Source organism: Pigmentibacter sp. JX0631 (assembly GCF_029873255.1).
Classification (GTDB): Bacteria; Bdellovibrionota_B; Oligoflexia; order Silvanigrellales; family Silvanigrellaceae; genus Silvanigrella.
Genome location: NZ_CP123622.1, coordinates 1,514,451 through 1,531,246 on the forward strand (window position 1 = coordinate 1,514,451; position 16,796 = coordinate 1,531,246).

The window sequence follows — 16,796 nt, forward strand, 5'->3', positions numbered from 1 at the left end:
TATTTTTTTCAGGTATTTAAAGTATATAATTAAAATTTAATATCAATAAAAGGATTATTTATGAAAATAAATAACTATAAATTTGTGCTAACTGCTGGTGTTGCATTTTTTATTCTATCGTTTAATTATAATTTTGCATTTGCCAGAAAAAAATTAAATTTAGAAAATTCATCAACACAATTTTACTCAAATAATAACTACTTAGTCGTCGAAGCTTATTCCGATGATATTATTCATATTGAACTAGGAAAAGGTGACAAAAATAGTATAAAACTACCCTTATACACTACACCAATGATTTCAAGTTCAACTCTTTTTAGAGGTCCTGAAAAATTTCAAAAAACAAGTAACAGTGTAGAAACTAATAGCTTAGCAATAAAAATAAATTCTGATCTTTGCATTAGTTTTTTTAATAAGAAATTGTCTTACTCTCTTGCAAATATATGTCCTGAAAATTTAGATCAACCAACGAAAGATATTTATATTCAATCTGATCAAAATAGAAATGCTTATGGTTTAGGGCAATATTTTTATGATCCAAATTATGCAAATGGTGACTGGATTGGTAGAAAATGGGAGCCGGGTGAATTTGGAAACTCGTTTATAGGTTTTGCAGGTGGAGCCAATTCAAAAATTCAATTTCCTATACTTTACGCTCTAGGTAACGACAAACAAAATTATGCGATATTTATAGATAATCAATATAAAATGAGTTGGGATTTTACTAATACTTCTAAATGGAAAGTTTCGATGTGGGGGGATCAAATTCGTTACTTTATTATCGCTGGAAAAAATTTAGAAGAATTAAGACAAAAATACTTATCTCTTACTGGTAATCCTTTAGTGCCTCCAAAGAAAATGTTAGGTTTATGGATTAGCGAATACGGATATCATAATTGGGATGAAGTAAACGTAAAACTAGATCATTTACGAAAAAATAACTTTCCGGTAGATGGTTTCGCATTAGATTTATATTGGTTTGGCGGAACAAAAGGCATGGGCACTGTTTCCTTTGATCCATATTCATTTCCAAATGCAGCACAAAATGTAAAAAAATACAAAGAGCAAGGGGTAGAATTTATTCCAATACAGGAATCGTATATTTCTGAAAACGCGTTAGCTCCAAGTGAAAATAAAACCGATTATTCTGAATTACAAAGACAATGTTTTTTAGTTAGAAAAAATAATACAAATTGCACTCCCGTATATTTTAAAGATACTTGGTGGGGAAGTGGAGGAATGATTGATTGGACAAATCCCCAAGCAGGTGATTACTGGTTTGCCAAAAAAGAAGTTCCTTTAATTCAGATGGGAATTAATCAATTTTGGTTAGATTTAAATGAACCTGAAATGTACGATTCAAATGCCTATTACTATGGTTTAAATATTAATGGAGTGCTAAAAAATAGACATGCGGATGTTGCAAATTTATATGCATTTAAATGGATAGAAAGCATTTATCGTGGTTATTTGACTAAAGCAAGTGATCCAAAATTTCAAACTAGACCTATTTTCATATCTCGCGCAGGTGCTCCTGGCATGCAACGCTTTGGAGCAGGAATGTGGTCAGGCGACATTGGCGCAAATTTAGGAGCAATAAAAGCACATATTAATAATCAAATGAATGTTTCTTTAAGCGGCATTGATTTTTATTCAGCAGATACAGGCGGATTCCACAGAAATGCTTTTGACGGAAATGATATACAAAAATTATACACAATGTGGTTTGCAAATGCTGCTCACTTTGATTTTCCTATTAGACCACATACTTGGATGGGTGAAACAGATAATTCAGAAACAACTCCTTCTTTAATTGGTGATTTTAATTCTAATAAAGAAAACTTACTTCAAAGATATTCCTTGTCACCTTACTATTATTCACTTTTTTACCGTGCTTATTTGTACGGAGAAGCTGTTATTCCACCTTTAGTATCTGAATTTCAAGATGATTTAATGGCCAGAGCAAACAGCAGTGAAAAATTGATTGGAAAATTTTTACTTGCTAGTTCTGTTTATCAATATAATGACCCTATTAGAAAAGATATTTATTTACCTGCTGGGCGTTGGCTAAATTATCATACACTCGATGAAGTTACAGCAACAGGTAAGACATTTCTTAATTTCCCAACATATATCGATAGTAAATTTAAAGTTCCTTTATTTATCCGAGAAGGAGCTATCATTCCACAAATGCTAGTTGATGATAAAACTTTAAATATTTCTGGATTAAGAAAAGATTTTTCGCAGAATAATGATTTAATTTTAAAAATATTTCCAAGTGAAAATCCAACAAGTTTTGTGCTTTATGAAGACGATGGCGAATCAATTGATTATAAATCCTCAAAGTTTTCACAAACAGTAATTTCACAGAAAAAAAATTCAAATTTAACTAGTATTGTTATTAATCCAACCAAAGGAAGCTATAATGGATTTGTTGCAAATAGAAATATTAGTATTGAACTAGCACTTCCTAGCGAGGAAATAAATTCTGTTTTCTTCGCGAATAATAAAGTACCAGTATGTACTAATAATAAAAACAATTGTTGGATAAAGTCTTCTAGAAATTCATATTCAATATATTTAAGTAACATAACTAAAAATAATAAAACTGAATTAACTGTTTCAAGTAGTAAAATAAATGAAAAATATACTCAATATAGTTTTTCATGTTTAAATGCCCAAACAAATATTGGTGAATCAATTTATATTGTTGGGAATATTCCAGAACTTGGAAATTGGAACATTGAAAACGCTATCAAGTTAAATCCGGTTGATTACCCTAATTGGAATGTTTATCTTCCAAATATCCCCTCAAATACAAAAAATATTGAATGGAAATGTGTAAAAAAGAAAGATAATAAAATATTACAATGGCAACAAGGAACAAATAACTCATTTCAATCAACTGATAAGGGCTACGGTGGAAGTTTAACGGCTAATTTTTAAAATCATGTTGAGTTCCTGTTAAATAAAAAACTAGGAAAATATTTCTTTTAACTATATTTTTTTTTATTCGATAGAAGAAAAAATAGGTATAAAAATGAGAATTTTCCTTACTTTTAAAATTATTCTTTTTATTTACATTGCATTCTTTTTCATTTTTCAAATAGAAAATGTGTATGCTTCTTCTAATAATGAATCTTCAGCTGGTGCATTAGTAGCATTATTTGAACCAAACTATGGAAAGTTTGGGACAATTGCTACTGGCGCGGGGCAACCTCCATTTCCAGAAAATATGCTGCTTATAGGTGGTGATGCCACTTTTATGCGTAAGGGTTTTTTCACTGGTGGCAGAGTAATGTATGGCAGCACTACAACGAGCAGTGTTAGTACTTCAGCCAGTACATATGAAATTACAAATTTTGGAGTGAAATCGGGTTATGGGATTGATTTATCCATAGTTGATTTTAAATTAGGCTCTTTTTTTGGAATTGGTAATTTAAATTACTCGACAATTAATGGTTCACAAAGTGGGAGCATTAATGTGGATTATCTTTTTTTAGAACCATTTTTAATGCTAGGAGTTTCTGGCGGTAGGAACTTTAAAGCAAGTTTAGGAGGAGGATATCACTATACTTTTCCATACAAAGTAACAACTTATGGTGCTACTTTATTATCAGATCCTTCTCAAGCCACAATTTCTGGTATAATGATAACCTTTTTAATCAGCTTTGGTGATTTTAGTGGTGGTGGAAAATAGAATTTAAAGGCGAATAAGACTTCCGCCCCAAGTAAATCCTGCACCAAACGCAACAGTAAGTACGAGATCACCTTTTTTAATTCTACCTTCTTCTAAAGCTTCATTAATACAAATAGGAATTGTTGCAGATGTTGTGTTTCCATACTTGTGTATATTATTAAACACTTTATCTTGTGATAAATTCATTTTTTCACGCACCATTTCACTAATTCTCAGATTGGCTTGATGCGGGATGAGGCAAGCAATATCATTTGCAGAAATTTTATTTCTTGCCATTAAAGTTTCAGCTACTTCGCACATTCTATTTACAGCATGTTTGAAGACTACCCTTCCATCCATTTTAGGATGCCAATCGCCATTTTCATAGGTTTCAGGACTTAAAAATCCTCGGGTGGCTGTACCAGGAGTTCTCAATAAAAGCATTTCAGCTCCGACTCCATCACTTCCTAATATAGTATCAATCACACCTGAAGATTGGTTAGAAGCCTGAGGAATTTCTTCTTGTGTACATTCTTTTGCTTCACAAATGACCGCCGCAGCTCCATCACCAAAAAGGACAGCGACATTTCTTCCATTGGTGGTTAAATCAAGCAATTTACTTTGTACGTCTGAAAAAACTAAGAGTATCCTTTTATACTGACCGCTTTTTAGCATGGCATCAGCAAGTTGTGTGGAATAAACAAAGGCACTGCATTGGACTCGAATATCAATTGCAGGAATAGTTGGAAATCCTAATTTATGTTGTACGATAGGAGCAATACCTGGAAAATAATAGTCTGGTGATAACGTTGAAGCTATAATATAATCGAAATCAGCAGGTTTTAAATTAGATTCAGCTAATACTTTTTTAACAGCTTCTATTGCAAGATCAGAAGTCGCTATCGGTTCCTCTACGAATCTGCGCTCTTTAATTCCAGATCTTTCTGTTATCCAAGCATCATTTGTATCCATTAATTTACTTAAATCGTTATTCGTCACTCTTCCGGGAGGAAGATAACGAGAAAAATGGGTCATCACTGTCTTAAAATATTTTGCCATGTTTATACTCTCCTCTAGCAACCATGACTTAGGAATTAAAAGTCCTAACCTAGGAAGCTTATCATGGCAAATTTAATTAGATGTGCAAGAAATAATTATATTCTGACATGAAATTTTTAATATTAATATTAGGCTTTTTAGCCTTTTAGGCATAATTTAAAAACTAGGAAAATATATGTTAAAGCAGTTATATATTCAAAATTTAGCCATTGCTGAAAATATTGTGGTCAACTTTAAAAATAGCTTGAATGTCATTACTGGTGAAACAGGTGCGGGAAAATCCTTACTTGTCGATGCGATGAGCCTTTTAAGAGGGGCTAGAGTTGATACCTATCTTATTCGAACAGGTGAAGAAAGTGCTTTGATTACAGGTATTTTTTCGCCACAAAAAAATAAATTCACAATATTTAATTTGCTTGAAGAGTATGGAATCCCTGTTTATTCAGATGATCCTGAAGAAATTATTCTCAAAAGATACATCCAACGCAATGGCAAACACAAATCAACTGTGAATGAAACAATTGTAAGTACAAAAGTTTTACAACACATTGCGGCCGAACTTATTGACATTAGTAGCCAATTTGAAAATCAAAAACTTCTTGATACGGAGTCGCATACCTATTATTTAGATGAAATTGCTAATAATATTGAAATATATAAAAACTATATTACGACTTACCTTCTTGCCCATGAAAAAATTAAGATAATTAAATCCCTAATGCATGAACAAAATCTTTTAAAGAGAGAAAAAAATTTATATGAATTTGAATTATCGCAAATAAAGGAATCAAATATTAATGCTACTGAATTTAAAGAACTTGAAGAAGTCATTGCTATAGGAAAAAAATCAGCAATAATTAAAAAGAATTGCCATGAAATTATCTCAAATTTAAGTCAAAATGACCCAAGCTGTATGGATATTTTAAAAATATCTAAAAAAACAATTGAAAAAATGTATAGACATAGCGGAAATAACGAATTTGCAAATTATTTAGAACAAATTGATTCAATTATTTTCTTAGTAGAAGAGTTTTCTCATAAGCTAGAAATAACTTCAGAAAAGTATACTGTAGAAGAAAGTAATTTACATCAAGCAATTCAAAGAATGGATACTTACAATAAAATACTGCAAAAATTTGGACCAACCATTGAAGATGCTTTAATATATAAAAATAAATGTGAAGAATTTCTTAGTAAAACTTTAACAATTGATTTAGAAATTGAAGCAGAAATACTCCAATGTGAAGAAACAATAAAAAAATGCTTATATTTATCAGAACAATTATCAAAAAACAGAAAAAATAAATTATCTTTACTTACTCAATCTATTGAAAAAGAATTAAGTGAATTAGGCATGGAAAAATCAAAATTTATTTGTGAATTAAAAGAAAACAATAAAATAAATGACTTTCAAGAATTATTTAATTTTATTGAAAAACCAATTTTTAGAGAAGCTATTACTAAATTTCAACAGCTCTCTAAATTTGGGAAGGAAAAAGCGCAATTTCTTCTATCAACCAATGTTGGAATAGAAGCACAACCAATAGATAAGGTAGCAAGTGGCGGGGAACTTTCACGAATAATGCTAGCCATTAAAAATATTTTATTTGGTAACAATTCAATGAGCGTATTTGTTTTTGACGAAATTGATACAGGAATCAGTGGAAATATTGCCGCAAAAGTTGGAAAAAAATTACTCGAATTTTGCCGTGGTAACAATGAAAACATGAGTAGACAAGCTATCTGCATAACACACTTGCCACAAGTTGCATGTTTTGCCCAAAATCATTTTGTTGTGATAAAAGAATTTACAAGTAACAGAACATCTACAAAAATATTTGAAGCGAGTGAAGAAGAAAAATTAAAAGAAATTGCTATTCTTCTGTCTGGTGAAGAAGTAAGTGCTGAAAGTATTGCCCAAGCAAAAGTTCTTGTCCAAGAAGCACACAAAAATATTAATTAAATAAATTTAAAAAATAAATTACTCTAAAAAAAATTAAAATATTTTTCTTGCATATGTTTGATGTTTTGATATTGTATAAGACAAATAAAAAAAAATCAAATAACATAATTAAAAAAGAGAAAAATATGAAATATATTTCAACAATAGCAGCAATTTTATTTTGCAATTTATCTTTCGCTTCTATAAATTTAGAAATAGAAAATAAAACAGATGAATCAATAACTTTTAGTACTAAAAAAGATTACATTAGAAGTGAAAAGGAATCTTATTATAAAGTAAATAATTTAGACCCTGATAATGCAACTGAATTACCAAAATCAAAGCATTTTATTTATAAAAATTATATTGTCGACATACGCGATACACAAATTCCTTGCGCGTGGATTAATATTTTAGGTCACACAAAAGAACAGGGTAGGGGACTTGAAATTTATATTAACTACCAAAAAATTGGAACTATATGTGCAAACAAAACCAATATTTTAACCACGAAACCCAAGGCAAGAATTACAATTTACAAAGATTATGCCCAAAACACCAATTTCCATTTTTATAATATTGGCTGGTGGCCAAACGAAACTATTTTTCCTTCGAGTATTAACATTAATTTAACCTACAGTGTTTTAGAATTTTTTGCAGAACACTAATTTTATGGTTTTCCTTCATTCATCTTTTTCCTAGCAATTCTTAAAAGAGCTGCTCGCTCATTCGCTAACCAACTGCCATCTATAGATGGTTTAAAAAAAATAGTTGGTTGTTGTTTTTTCTCTTCCTTCTTTTCAACAATGGGTTGTTGTTTAGTTTCTGTCTTTTCTTCTTTTTTCACTGTATGGGTGGAACTAGAATCTTTCTGGGAAGGTTTATTTTCAATATTTGAATTTACCTTTGAATCGTTTTTATTATCACCATTTTGTTGTTTCTTTGCTTTGTCTAATTCTCTCATAGCATTTCTCAGCAAAATAGATCTTTCATTTGCTAACCAACTACCATCTATGGATGGTTTAAATAAATCCCAGCGTTTCGTTCTTTTTAATGTTTTTTCAATCGTGTAAATTTCATTTTCAAAAAAACTGCCATTATCATAATAAGAATTCATTACAACACTGTTACCTTCAAAATTATCCTGAAAATAAGCATTGATGCGAAAAATGGTTTGATTCTCATTTTTTAAATTTAAATTACATACAGTTTTTTCACATTGAATAATGACTTTGTTAACTTCACTATATTTTCCTTTATTTTCTTCTAAATATTTCATGAAAAATAAATTATAATTTTCTGGAATATTTTCCTCATTTTGGTTCGCAAATAAAACAGTTTGGAAGTATACAAATAGAAAAAATGCTACAATTCTGATTTTCATTACACCCTCCTTGGTTGTTTAGATTGAATTCTATTTTTATATTTAGTATAATGAAATTACAAGGAAATATTTGGTTTGAAGAATGGTAAGGTGGTTGTTACTTTATAGTATGATGATTTAGGGAGTTAAGGTTTTAGTGGGATAAGCTCTATTATCCTGCTAATTCCTTAATGCTTATTGATTTAGCATGGAATTAAATATTGTTACGTTTTTTTAGATGCTACCCAGTAAGGCTGGGTACACCATCTTGGTAGCATTTGCTATATAATTAAAAATCCTTATTTTATATGGATAACATTTCTATACATGAACAAACCTAGATGGTTTGCCTGGAACACATACTTTAAACAAACTCTCCTGAAAATTGTTTATTTGATATGTACTGATTATAGATACAATTGCTATGTGTATGATTTCAAATAACATGTGCGGAGATTCCCTAAGTTTTATGAAATGGTTATTAATCTGAGGAATGTTTAAATGAGTAAGGTAAATTTAGATGCTTTAATACCAAGAGAAGATTTTAAAAACGATAATAGTTATGACGAGATTAGTTTTAAAAAAAATGATTTCTCTATATCTGACCTTGAAAGTTATACTGCGCTTTATTTAAGAAAACCAGATTTTCAAAGAGAAACAAATGAATGGGATAAAGAAAAAATTGCCGATTTTATAGAAAGTTTTTTAAATGGAGATTTAATTCCAGCTATTATTTTATGGAAAGCAAAAAATGGTTTGTTATTTGTTATTGATGGTTCTCACAGACTAAGTGCATTACTCGGATGGGTAAGAAATGATTACGGTGATGGGGAGATATCTAAGAAGTTCTATAATCAAATACCAGAAGAACAGATTAGTATAGCAGAGGATACTAAAAAACACATTAGAAAAAAAATTGGATTATATAGTGATTATAAACTTGCATTAACAAATCCAGATAAAGTAGATGAAAAAATACGCCAAAAACATAGAAATCTTGCGTCTATAGGATTGCAGTTACAATGGGTGAGTGGAGATCATCAAAAAGCAGAGCATTCTTTTATTAACATTAATCAAAAGGGTTCACCTATTGACGCAACAGAATTAAGATTAATCAAAGGGAGATATTTAGCAAATTGTATAACATCAAGAGCAATAATTAAAAGCGGAGAAGGACATAAGTATTGGTCAAATTTTGATAAAAAAAATCAAGATAAAATTCAAGATACTGCAAAGGAAATACATGATATTTTATTTTTACCGAAACTTGAAACACCAATAAAAACTTTAGATATACCAATAGGAGGCCAAACATTCAAATCACAAACTTTGCCATTAGTCTTTGATTGCGTTAATATCATTAATGATACTAGCAGTAAAGATATATTAAAAAATAACAAAGATGATGGCAAAAATGACAAAGATGGTACAGAAACTATTAAATTTTTAGAAAAAACTTTAAAAATTATGAGACGTATCAATAGTGATCATGCTTCATCTCTGGGATTGCATCCTGCTGTATATTTTTATTCTCAACATGGTAGGCATAAACCTGTTTCTTTATATGCAATAATCGCATTAATTAAAGAATTTGAAGCAGATCCTAAAAAATATCATCAATTTACAAAAATAAGAGATAAATTTGAAGATTTTATTATAAAAAATGATGATTTAATATCACAAATTACAAGAAAAAAACGTGGCGGTCGAGAGGCATATAACGATATTAAAGACTTATTTTTAGAAATTATTAAGTTAACTGAAGTAAATAGTGAGAATATTTTTAACGATATAATTAAAATTAAAAAGTTTAATTATTTAAAATCAGATAATCAACAAAGTACTCTACTTACATCAAGTGAAACTAAGTCTAATGTGTTTCTATCAAGAGCTCTTGACGGTTGTATTAAATGCTCTATATGCAATGGTTACTTGCATAAAAACTCAATTACCATGGATCATATATTAAGAAAGAGAGAAGGAGGAAGTAATAATGTTAAAAATTTGCAACCTGCTCATCCTTATTGTAACACTACTTTTAAACAATAACTCTTTCTAATAAGTACACGATAAGGTTCATTACTAAATTGACCAATTATCTTGTTTAAATATCTAAAATTAAATGTAAAATTTGTAACTTTCGAAGGAATAAAACGAACTTTTTTTACAAATAATAGTAAGTGCCTCAAATCCTGCATATTAATCTAGATCTTAAGAAGGGCTAATTGTAAGTGCGGCTGTCTCAAACTTTTTAAGAATATCTATAGTTTTCTTAGTATCTTCATCATTTATATCACATACAAAATATATCTTTTTACCTTCAATAGACCCTATAGATGATCCTATTAAAATACCAAAATATTCTGGTTTACTTTCTTTTTCAAAATGTAAAACAATAGGTCTATCATGCCAATTATTTGAATTATAAAGGTTAATATTTGATTTATCTTTGAAAAATTTTTTTACTTGAACAATATCTACAGTTTTTCCATTATTTTTACGACTTACATCACTATAAATTTTGATTTTAACACTATTGAATTTTTTAATTATTTCATCAATAAATTTTTTTGCATTTTCATGCCCTTTGTCTTTATCATTTGATATGTTTAAAAATAAGTAAGGATCTACAATTGATATTCCTTTAAGAATAAGCTTTTTTTCTTGATGATTATTAGAAATAATCTCTTGTATTTTCTTTATAATTTTATCATTCATTCCCTCGTTATTTACATTATTGTCAAAATTGCTCATCAGTCGGTATAAATCTGTAACTGGAAGCATTATTTTGCATATTTTTGGCAACAATAAATTGCGTATTTTTAAAAATTTCCAATGACCAAGCATTCTCTAGCTGCTTCTACTACTTCTTTAGAAATAGAAGAGAGATGATTGACATCCATAATTCGTATGCATTGTTTTAAAAGTCGATTAATTAATCTGAAGTTTCCATTTGTTATTCGAGTTAAAGCAGAAATAGCCTCATTATCAGAGAAATTATTTATATCAATATTTACGTTAAGTAATTTAATTTGATTTTTTATAATAAAAATAACCTCTTCATTACTCAAAGATTTAAATGAGTGAACAAATCCTATTCTTGAATATAACTGTGGAAAACGCGCAAGCCTTTTCTCAATTCCTGGCATTCCTATTAAAATAACAGTGAGTTGAGGATCCTGTGGAGATTTACGGAATTTTCTATCATATAAATCTCTAATTTCTTCAAAACCTTTTGCATTAAGTCTATCAGCTTCATCGATTATTATTGTTTCAACATATTGTTTCAATTTTACTGGTGTTTCATTTTTTCCATAAATAAAACGTTCTTTTGCCTCATTAAAATTAAATATTGATTCTCTTAATTTAGATTCAAATTTATTTACTGTTGATGATACGTCTGGAGTAAATAATACTGTATTAAGATCATCATATGATATATGTGTTTCATAATCATATGATGATGAAACTCCTTCAATATCAACAAGAATTTCCTTCCATTTTGAAAATTTCATAGCAGATTCTGTTTTACCTACTCCAGGTGGGCCATAACATAAGCCAATAAATTTTTCTCTATGGCAAGCCTTACAGAATTCAACAAATCTTTTATATTCTTTTGTTAAAATAAAATTATCAGTCTGATTCATAAAGCTTTAGTTTTATCCTCTTTTCAGTTTTTTTCGGATTAATTTCTATACTAGTTATCTTTTGTTTTGAATTCAGTATAGCATCTACTAGTGATAATTTATTTTTTATTTCATTTTGTAAATATAATCTTTTCGAGTTTCTTGCGCTTTGAATTTCCTTTAAACTTACAGCTTCTTTCTCTAGATCCACACACACTGGTTGACATAAATATGTATTGTTGTAAAACACTCTTATACTTGTTAAATCATTCTGGTCAAATCGAATAATAATATCTTCACCAATATAATCTGCAAGTATAGGATCTAAATATCGCAATCCTTGAAATTTAATACCATCTCTTCCAATTTTACGAGGCCTTATTGAAGTAAAAAGAAGCAAATCTAATTGTTCTATTGATTCAGGAAGTCGAGGTAAAAACCCATTTTTTTCCCATCTATTTTGTGGAGTATCATTATTTATAGTATCTAATTCACTTTGATTATATTTTAGAATGAATTTATGTATTAAAATCTCTAATTCAGCTAAATTTAATTTTGCCTTTGGTGATTTAGAACCAGTAAATCCATCTAATTCAGAAATTAATAATTGATTCAAGGTTCTAAAAAAACGTTCAATCTTTCCTCTTCCTCTAGGCATTCCTACATTTGAAAAAATAAGTTCAATCTTTAAATCAATACAAACCTGTTCAATATGTTGTGAAGTAAAATCTGATCCATGATCTGTATAAAGTGTAGAAGGTATGCCACAGATTGACCAATTAGATTCTTTTTTCTTCCATATACCTTGCCTTAGTGCCAATGATGTTTTTTTTGATGAGGGAGCCATAAAAGAAAGTTCATATCCGCAAATACCTCGACTATAATCATCAATAATAATTGTTAACCAAGGCTTATTGATTTTTTTATTCCCATCACAAGTTAATAAAATATCTAATAGCATATGATCTGCTTGCCAAATTTCATTGGGTAAGCTTGATTCACGGATATATAATAAATCAAATTTATCTTTATATGCTTTTGTTCCTTCATGTGCCAAAGTTTTTAAGTCTTTAGGTATATTCGTTACAATATTACAAATTGTTTTATAGCTTGGACATTTCATATTTTTTGATTTTGAAAATTCTTCTATTTTTCTATAAATACTAGCTTTACTTAAATGTGAGTTTCTTAGATGAATTCCTTCTATAATTATTTGCAATTCTTCATTATAAACTCTATTTTTACCTTCATCACTTCGTTTAGTTCGAGATAAACCTATTAATCCATTTTTGCGATATTTACTTATCCAACTTTGTAAAGTTCTAAAAGAAACTTTTTCTTCTGAACAAATTACTTTGAGTTTCTTTATTTTTTTTAAAAAAGGTTCAATAATTCTATAACGACGAATAATTTCAGATTGAGAAGATTCTGGAAGTGATGTAAGAAACTTGTTTTCTAAATCTTTTTTTTCTTTTTTCATAAATTGTTTTCAGAAAATATTGATGTATTTTCGATACGAGAACTTGCTGGTAACCAACGATAAAGTGTAGGTATTGAAATACCAAGACTAGCAGCAACGTCTTTTGGTGGAGTGCCACTAAAAAGTAATTTTTTAGCAGATTCAAGTTTATTTGCAGTCATTCTTCTTTTTCTGCCACCTATTCTACCACGTTCCTTTGCTGCTTTTAAACCTGCTTTAGTTCGTTCTACGATAAGTTCTCTTTCCATCTGTGCAAGAGCAGCCATTGTATGAAAAAAAAATCGCCCAGAAGGAGTAGATGTGTCGATATTATCAGTAAGGCTTTTAAATTGAATTTTCTTTATTTCAAGTTCCTTTACAAAATCGATCAGGTCTTTGATATTTCTTCCAAGGCGATCTAATTTCCAAACAACAAAAGTATCTCCTTCCCTAAGCTGTTCCATAGATTTCTCCAAACCAGGTCGAGCAGATCTACTTCCGCTTGCTTTATCAACAAAAATTTTATTACAACCAGAATTTTGTAAAGTTTGTTGCTGTAAATCTAAATTTTGTTCTTGAGTTGAAACTCTTGCATATCCGATAAGCATAGTTACTTTGCTCCTTCTCAAAACTCATTAGAGAGTATCAGGATGAGAAATTAGAATCAAGAATGGTTATTGAGAAAGAAGTTTCCTAATAAAATTTGGATTTGAAATATTATAAGGGAGTATTCTCAAAAACGACCGTTTATGAGAATTTTTATTACCTTAAATATAGTCAAAACTTTAAAAGCACTGAAACTACTTATTGAAATATTTCTTATTCCACCACTTCGAGGGTTTGTGCAAAAAACTCCATACTAAAAATTGAATAGAAATTTCCATGGTGTCAAATAATTTAGATAAACAAGTTCAATCTCAAGCCGACAAAAAATTCATGCAAACACAATATACCTCTATCCAAGACAATTTATCTAAATTTTACCACAGATGGAAAGACTATTCAAAAAATGAAAGGCAGGGTTATCAAACCTTTCTCACAGAGTTTTTCAATTGTTTTGGAATTGTATTTCATAATCCAAATGATCTTCCTTTTGAAGTAAATACAGGAAATGGATTTGCAGATGCCTTTATCAAAGACATAGTTATCATTGAGATGAAAGACAAAAATAAATTTAGAACAAAAGCAGATTTATTAGATCAACTGCCACAAGCCTTGAAATACTGGGAAGCTAAAAAGAAAAATGTTCCATATCTTATCCTTTGTAATTTTCATGTATTTATCATCTATGATACACGTGATTCAAAAAATTATTCTTTGAAAATATCAGAACTAGAAAATAATGTTGAATCTTTCTATTTTTTATTAAAGCTAAATCCTACATTTATACCTGAACAAGAAGAAGTAACGAAAAAATCTGCACAACTCATGGGACAATTTTATAAATCTTTACGAATGAGACTTAAAGATCAAGATGAAGAAGTTGATCTATTTGTGCTTCAATGCTTGTTTTGTTTATTTTCTGAAGATATTGGATATTTACCACCACAAACTTTTACAAATTGCGTTCACAGAATCAAAGATGGAGAAGATAATTCCGCCAATATTTTAAGTACATTGTTTAAAATGATGGATGAAAAGGATTTAAATCGTAAAAAAGGTCGATTTCAAAACGTTCGTTATTTTAATGGCCCTTTGTTTTGTATTAAACCAGAAATTGTATTGAATGATAATGAGGAGGAATTACTTTGGCAATCATGTCAACTAGATTGGAAGAATGTCCGTCCTGAAATATTCGGAGCATTATTTGAATCCAGTCAAACTAAAAAGATAAGACATAATGATGGAATGCATTTTACATTTGAAGAAGACATAATGAAAGTGATAAAGCCATGTATTCTTGATTTTTGGAATGAATTAGTAAGTAATTGCAAATCACTTGCTGACTTAAGAGAGGTGCACAAAAAACTTAAAACTTATCGGATTCTTGATCCAGCGTGTGGTTCAGGAAATTTTCTTGTAGTGGCATATCGTGAGTTAAAAGCTATAGAAGCAAAAATTTTTATGGAATATAAACAACTTTCCGGAGAAACCTATGAAAAAGTACAAGAGATATTAGAATGGTTTCCAATTACAAATATGTATGGAATTGAAATCAACCCATTTTCTTCTTTTCTTACAAAAGTATCACTATGGATTTCAAAAAAGCTAATTCGTAATCAATATAAACTTACAGAACCAGATCTCCCTCTTGAAGATTTAAAACATATTATTTCAGCAGATGCGCTTGTTGTTCAATGGAATGATGTTGATGTTGTTGTTGGAAATCCTCCTTATATTGGATGTAAAATGATAAGGAAAGCGCGAGGGGATAAATATTTTAAATGGCTTGGTGAAAGGTTTAGAGATCATAATAAAATGTCAGACTATTGTACCTATTGGTTTGAAAAAGTATTTGAGGATGTTCGTTTAGGGGTTAGAGTTGGTTTTGTGTGTACTAAAACAATATCTCAAACAAATAGCAGGAGAGCCAGCCTTGATAAAGTAATTGAATCTGGTGGAACGATATTTAACGCAATCTCTCATCAAAAATGGTCTGGTGAAGCAAAAGTTCATGTAAGTATTGTAAATTTTTTAAATAAATCTAATTTCATCGGAAAAAAAGTACTCAATGGAAAAGAAGTTGATATAATTAGCAGCAGGTTATTGGCATTCCAAATGAATGAAGAAGCAAAAATCATATCTGCAAATCTCAATAAAGCATTTCAAGGGATTACAACACTTGGAAAAGCGTTTATCATTTCAGACAAAGAAGCACGAAGTTTGTTGAAAGTTTCAAAAAATAAAGATGTAATTAAACAATTTTATACCGCTAGTAGTGTGGTAGATGATCCTCAAAATAAACCTTCAGAATGGATAATTGATTTTCAAAATTGGCCAATTGAAAAGGTAAGGCAGTACCCTGAAGTCCTCAAACTTTTAAAGAAAAGGATTGAAGATCAAAAAAAGACGACAAGAAGAAATAAAACGCGAAATCAAAGTAATGAATATTGGTGGCAGTTCTGGAGATCTCGACCAGATCTTCGAGCTGCAATTTCAAAAATAAGACGGTATATTTTGGTCTCAAGACATACTAAATATCCTATCTTTATATTTGTTGATGCAAAAACAGCTTTACCTGAAGACTCTACAGTTGCAATAGCTCTTCAAGATTATGGGTCACTTGGAATACTTCAATCAAAATTTCACACTGATTGGTATAAATATCAATGCTCAACTCTTGGGTATAGTTTAAGATATACAAACACGACAGTTTTTCAAACTTTTCCGTTTCCTGAGAGGATTGATCCAAAAGTGGGGCAATATATGGAACAAATTGATGAAACTAGAAAACAAATTTGTCGATCAGATAATATAGGTTTAACAACATTATATAATAATATGAATGAAGGAAGTTATGATCTTTTAAGAAAGTTGCATAAAAAGTTAGATGATTCTGTTGCTGATTCATATTCTTTTGATCGTAAATGCATTCATTCTCAAGATCTTATAATTGAATTTCTCATTTCTCTTAATTATGAACTTACTAAAAACACATCTAAAGTTTCGTAAGATTCAGCTTCAACCTTTACTATTTATAGATGATTTATATGTTTTTGCATGAAGAA

The 16,796-nt window shown here is 29.5% G+C and carries 12 protein-coding genes; 6 read left to right on the plus strand and 6 right to left on the minus strand.

The window, feature by feature from the left end; all coding sequences use genetic code 11:
* The first annotated feature begins 60 nt into the window (after window positions 1–60).
* Together QEJ31_RS06580 and QEJ31_RS06585 are read left to right on the plus strand one after the other, a co-directional pair.
* The gene (locus QEJ31_RS06580) at window positions 61–2,946 is read left to right on the plus strand and encodes a TIM-barrel domain-containing protein (RefSeq protein WP_280592987.1); all 2,886 of its coding nucleotides are present in this window, start codon (window positions 61–63) and stop codon (window positions 2,944–2,946) included.
* A gap of 94 nt (window positions 2,947–3,040) precedes the next feature.
* Entirely contained in the window at window positions 3,041–3,700 is a 660-nt protein-coding gene (locus QEJ31_RS06585) for a hypothetical protein (protein WP_280592988.1), read from the plus strand.
* 3 nt (window positions 3,701–3,703) lie between these two features.
* Here QEJ31_RS06585 and QEJ31_RS06590 read toward each other — a convergent pair whose 3' ends face one another.
* A complete protein-coding gene (locus QEJ31_RS06590) occupies window positions 3,704–4,738 on the minus strand; it encodes a beta-ketoacyl-ACP synthase III (protein WP_280592989.1) in 1,035 nt (344 codons plus the stop codon).
* A 175-nt stretch (window positions 4,739–4,913) separates the two neighbouring features.
* On the opposite strand from QEJ31_RS06590, the gene QEJ31_RS06595 reads away from it, so the two are divergent.
* Window positions 4,914–6,701, plus strand: coding sequence for an AAA family ATPase (locus QEJ31_RS06595; protein WP_280592990.1), 1,788 nt, complete (start codon window positions 4,914–4,916; stop codon window positions 6,699–6,701).
* A gap of 125 nt (window positions 6,702–6,826) precedes the next feature.
* Window positions 6,827–7,348, plus strand: a complete 522-nt coding sequence (locus QEJ31_RS06600; protein ID WP_280592991.1) for a hypothetical protein — start codon at window positions 6,827–6,829, stop codon at window positions 7,346–7,348.
* A 2-nt stretch (window positions 7,349–7,350) separates the two neighbouring features.
* Here QEJ31_RS06600 and QEJ31_RS06605 read toward each other — a convergent pair whose 3' ends face one another.
* Entirely contained in the window at window positions 7,351–8,064 is a 714-nt protein-coding gene (locus QEJ31_RS06605) for a hypothetical protein (protein WP_280592992.1), read from the minus strand.
* A gap of 480 nt (window positions 8,065–8,544) precedes the next feature.
* On the opposite strand from QEJ31_RS06605, the gene QEJ31_RS06610 reads away from it, so the two are divergent.
* Complete coding sequence (locus tag QEJ31_RS06610) at window positions 8,545–10,092, plus strand: DUF262 domain-containing protein (protein ID WP_280592993.1); 1,548 nt, start codon at window positions 8,545–8,547, stop codon at window positions 10,090–10,092.
* A 162-nt stretch (window positions 10,093–10,254) separates the two neighbouring features.
* Here the strand turns inward: QEJ31_RS06610 and QEJ31_RS06615 are convergent, their stop codons facing one another.
* From QEJ31_RS06615 to QEJ31_RS06630, 4 genes are read right to left on the minus strand one after another with little or no spacing between them, the layout of a single operon-like run.
* On the minus strand, window positions 10,255–10,827 hold the full coding sequence (locus tag QEJ31_RS06615; RefSeq protein ID WP_280592994.1) for a hypothetical protein: 573 nt from the start codon (window positions 10,825–10,827) through the stop codon (window positions 10,255–10,257).
* A gap of 38 nt (window positions 10,828–10,865) precedes the next feature.
* On the minus strand, window positions 10,866–11,690 hold the full coding sequence (locus QEJ31_RS06620; RefSeq protein ID WP_280592995.1) for an AAA family ATPase: 825 nt from the start codon (window positions 11,688–11,690) through the stop codon (window positions 10,866–10,868).
* Window positions 11,677–13,149: a Mu transposase C-terminal domain-containing protein gene (locus tag QEJ31_RS06625; RefSeq protein ID WP_280592996.1), complete on the minus strand. Its 1,473-nt coding sequence runs from the start codon at window positions 13,147–13,149 to the stop codon at window positions 11,677–11,679. Before QEJ31_RS06625 ends, QEJ31_RS06620 begins: the two co-directional genes overlap by 14 nt.
* Complete coding sequence (locus QEJ31_RS06630; protein WP_280592997.1) at window positions 13,146–13,736, minus strand: recombinase family protein; 591 nt, start codon at window positions 13,734–13,736, stop codon at window positions 13,146–13,148. The genes QEJ31_RS06625 and QEJ31_RS06630 overlap by 4 nt, the downstream gene beginning before the upstream one ends.
* A gap of 274 nt (window positions 13,737–14,010) precedes the next feature.
* Between QEJ31_RS06630 and QEJ31_RS06635 the strand changes: the two genes are divergently transcribed.
* The gene (locus QEJ31_RS06635) at window positions 14,011–16,740 is read left to right on the plus strand and encodes a DNA methyltransferase (protein WP_280592998.1); all 2,730 of its coding nucleotides are present in this window, start codon (window positions 14,011–14,013) and stop codon (window positions 16,738–16,740) included.
* Window positions 16,741–16,796: the final 56 nt, after the last annotated feature.

Bases quoted from the DNA above. Each gene is read 5' to 3' on its own strand.
- QEJ31_RS06580 (WP_280592987.1), top strand. From the start codon at position 61: ATGAAAATAAATAACTATAAATTTGTGCTAACTGCTGGTGTTGCATTT.
- QEJ31_RS06585 (WP_280592988.1), top strand. From the start codon at position 3,041: ATGAGAATTTTCCTTACTTTTAAAATTATTCTTTTTATTTACATTGCA.
- QEJ31_RS06590 (WP_280592989.1), bottom strand. From the start codon at position 4,738: ATGGCAAAATATTTTAAGACAGTGATGACCCATTTTTCTCGTTATCTT.
- QEJ31_RS06595 (WP_280592990.1), top strand. From the start codon at position 4,914: ATGTTAAAGCAGTTATATATTCAAAATTTAGCCATTGCTGAAAATATT.
- QEJ31_RS06600 (WP_280592991.1), top strand. From the start codon at position 6,827: ATGAAATATATTTCAACAATAGCAGCAATTTTATTTTGCAATTTATCT.
- QEJ31_RS06605 (WP_280592992.1), bottom strand. From the start codon at position 8,064: ATGAAAATCAGAATTGTAGCATTTTTTCTATTTGTATACTTCCAAACT.
- QEJ31_RS06610 (WP_280592993.1), top strand. From the start codon at position 8,545: ATGAGTAAGGTAAATTTAGATGCTTTAATACCAAGAGAAGATTTTAAA.
- QEJ31_RS06615 (WP_280592994.1), bottom strand. From the start codon at position 10,827: ATGCTTCCAGTTACAGATTTATACCGACTGATGAGCAATTTTGACAAT.
- QEJ31_RS06620 (WP_280592995.1), bottom strand. From the start codon at position 11,690: ATGAATCAGACTGATAATTTTATTTTAACAAAAGAATATAAAAGATTT.
- QEJ31_RS06625 (WP_280592996.1), bottom strand. From the start codon at position 13,149: ATGAAAAAAGAAAAAAAAGATTTAGAAAACAAGTTTCTTACATCACTT.
- QEJ31_RS06630 (WP_280592997.1), bottom strand. From the start codon at position 13,736: ATGCTTATCGGATATGCAAGAGTTTCAACTCAAGAACAAAATTTAGAT.
- QEJ31_RS06635 (WP_280592998.1), top strand. From the start codon at position 14,011: ATGGTGTCAAATAATTTAGATAAACAAGTTCAATCTCAAGCCGACAAA.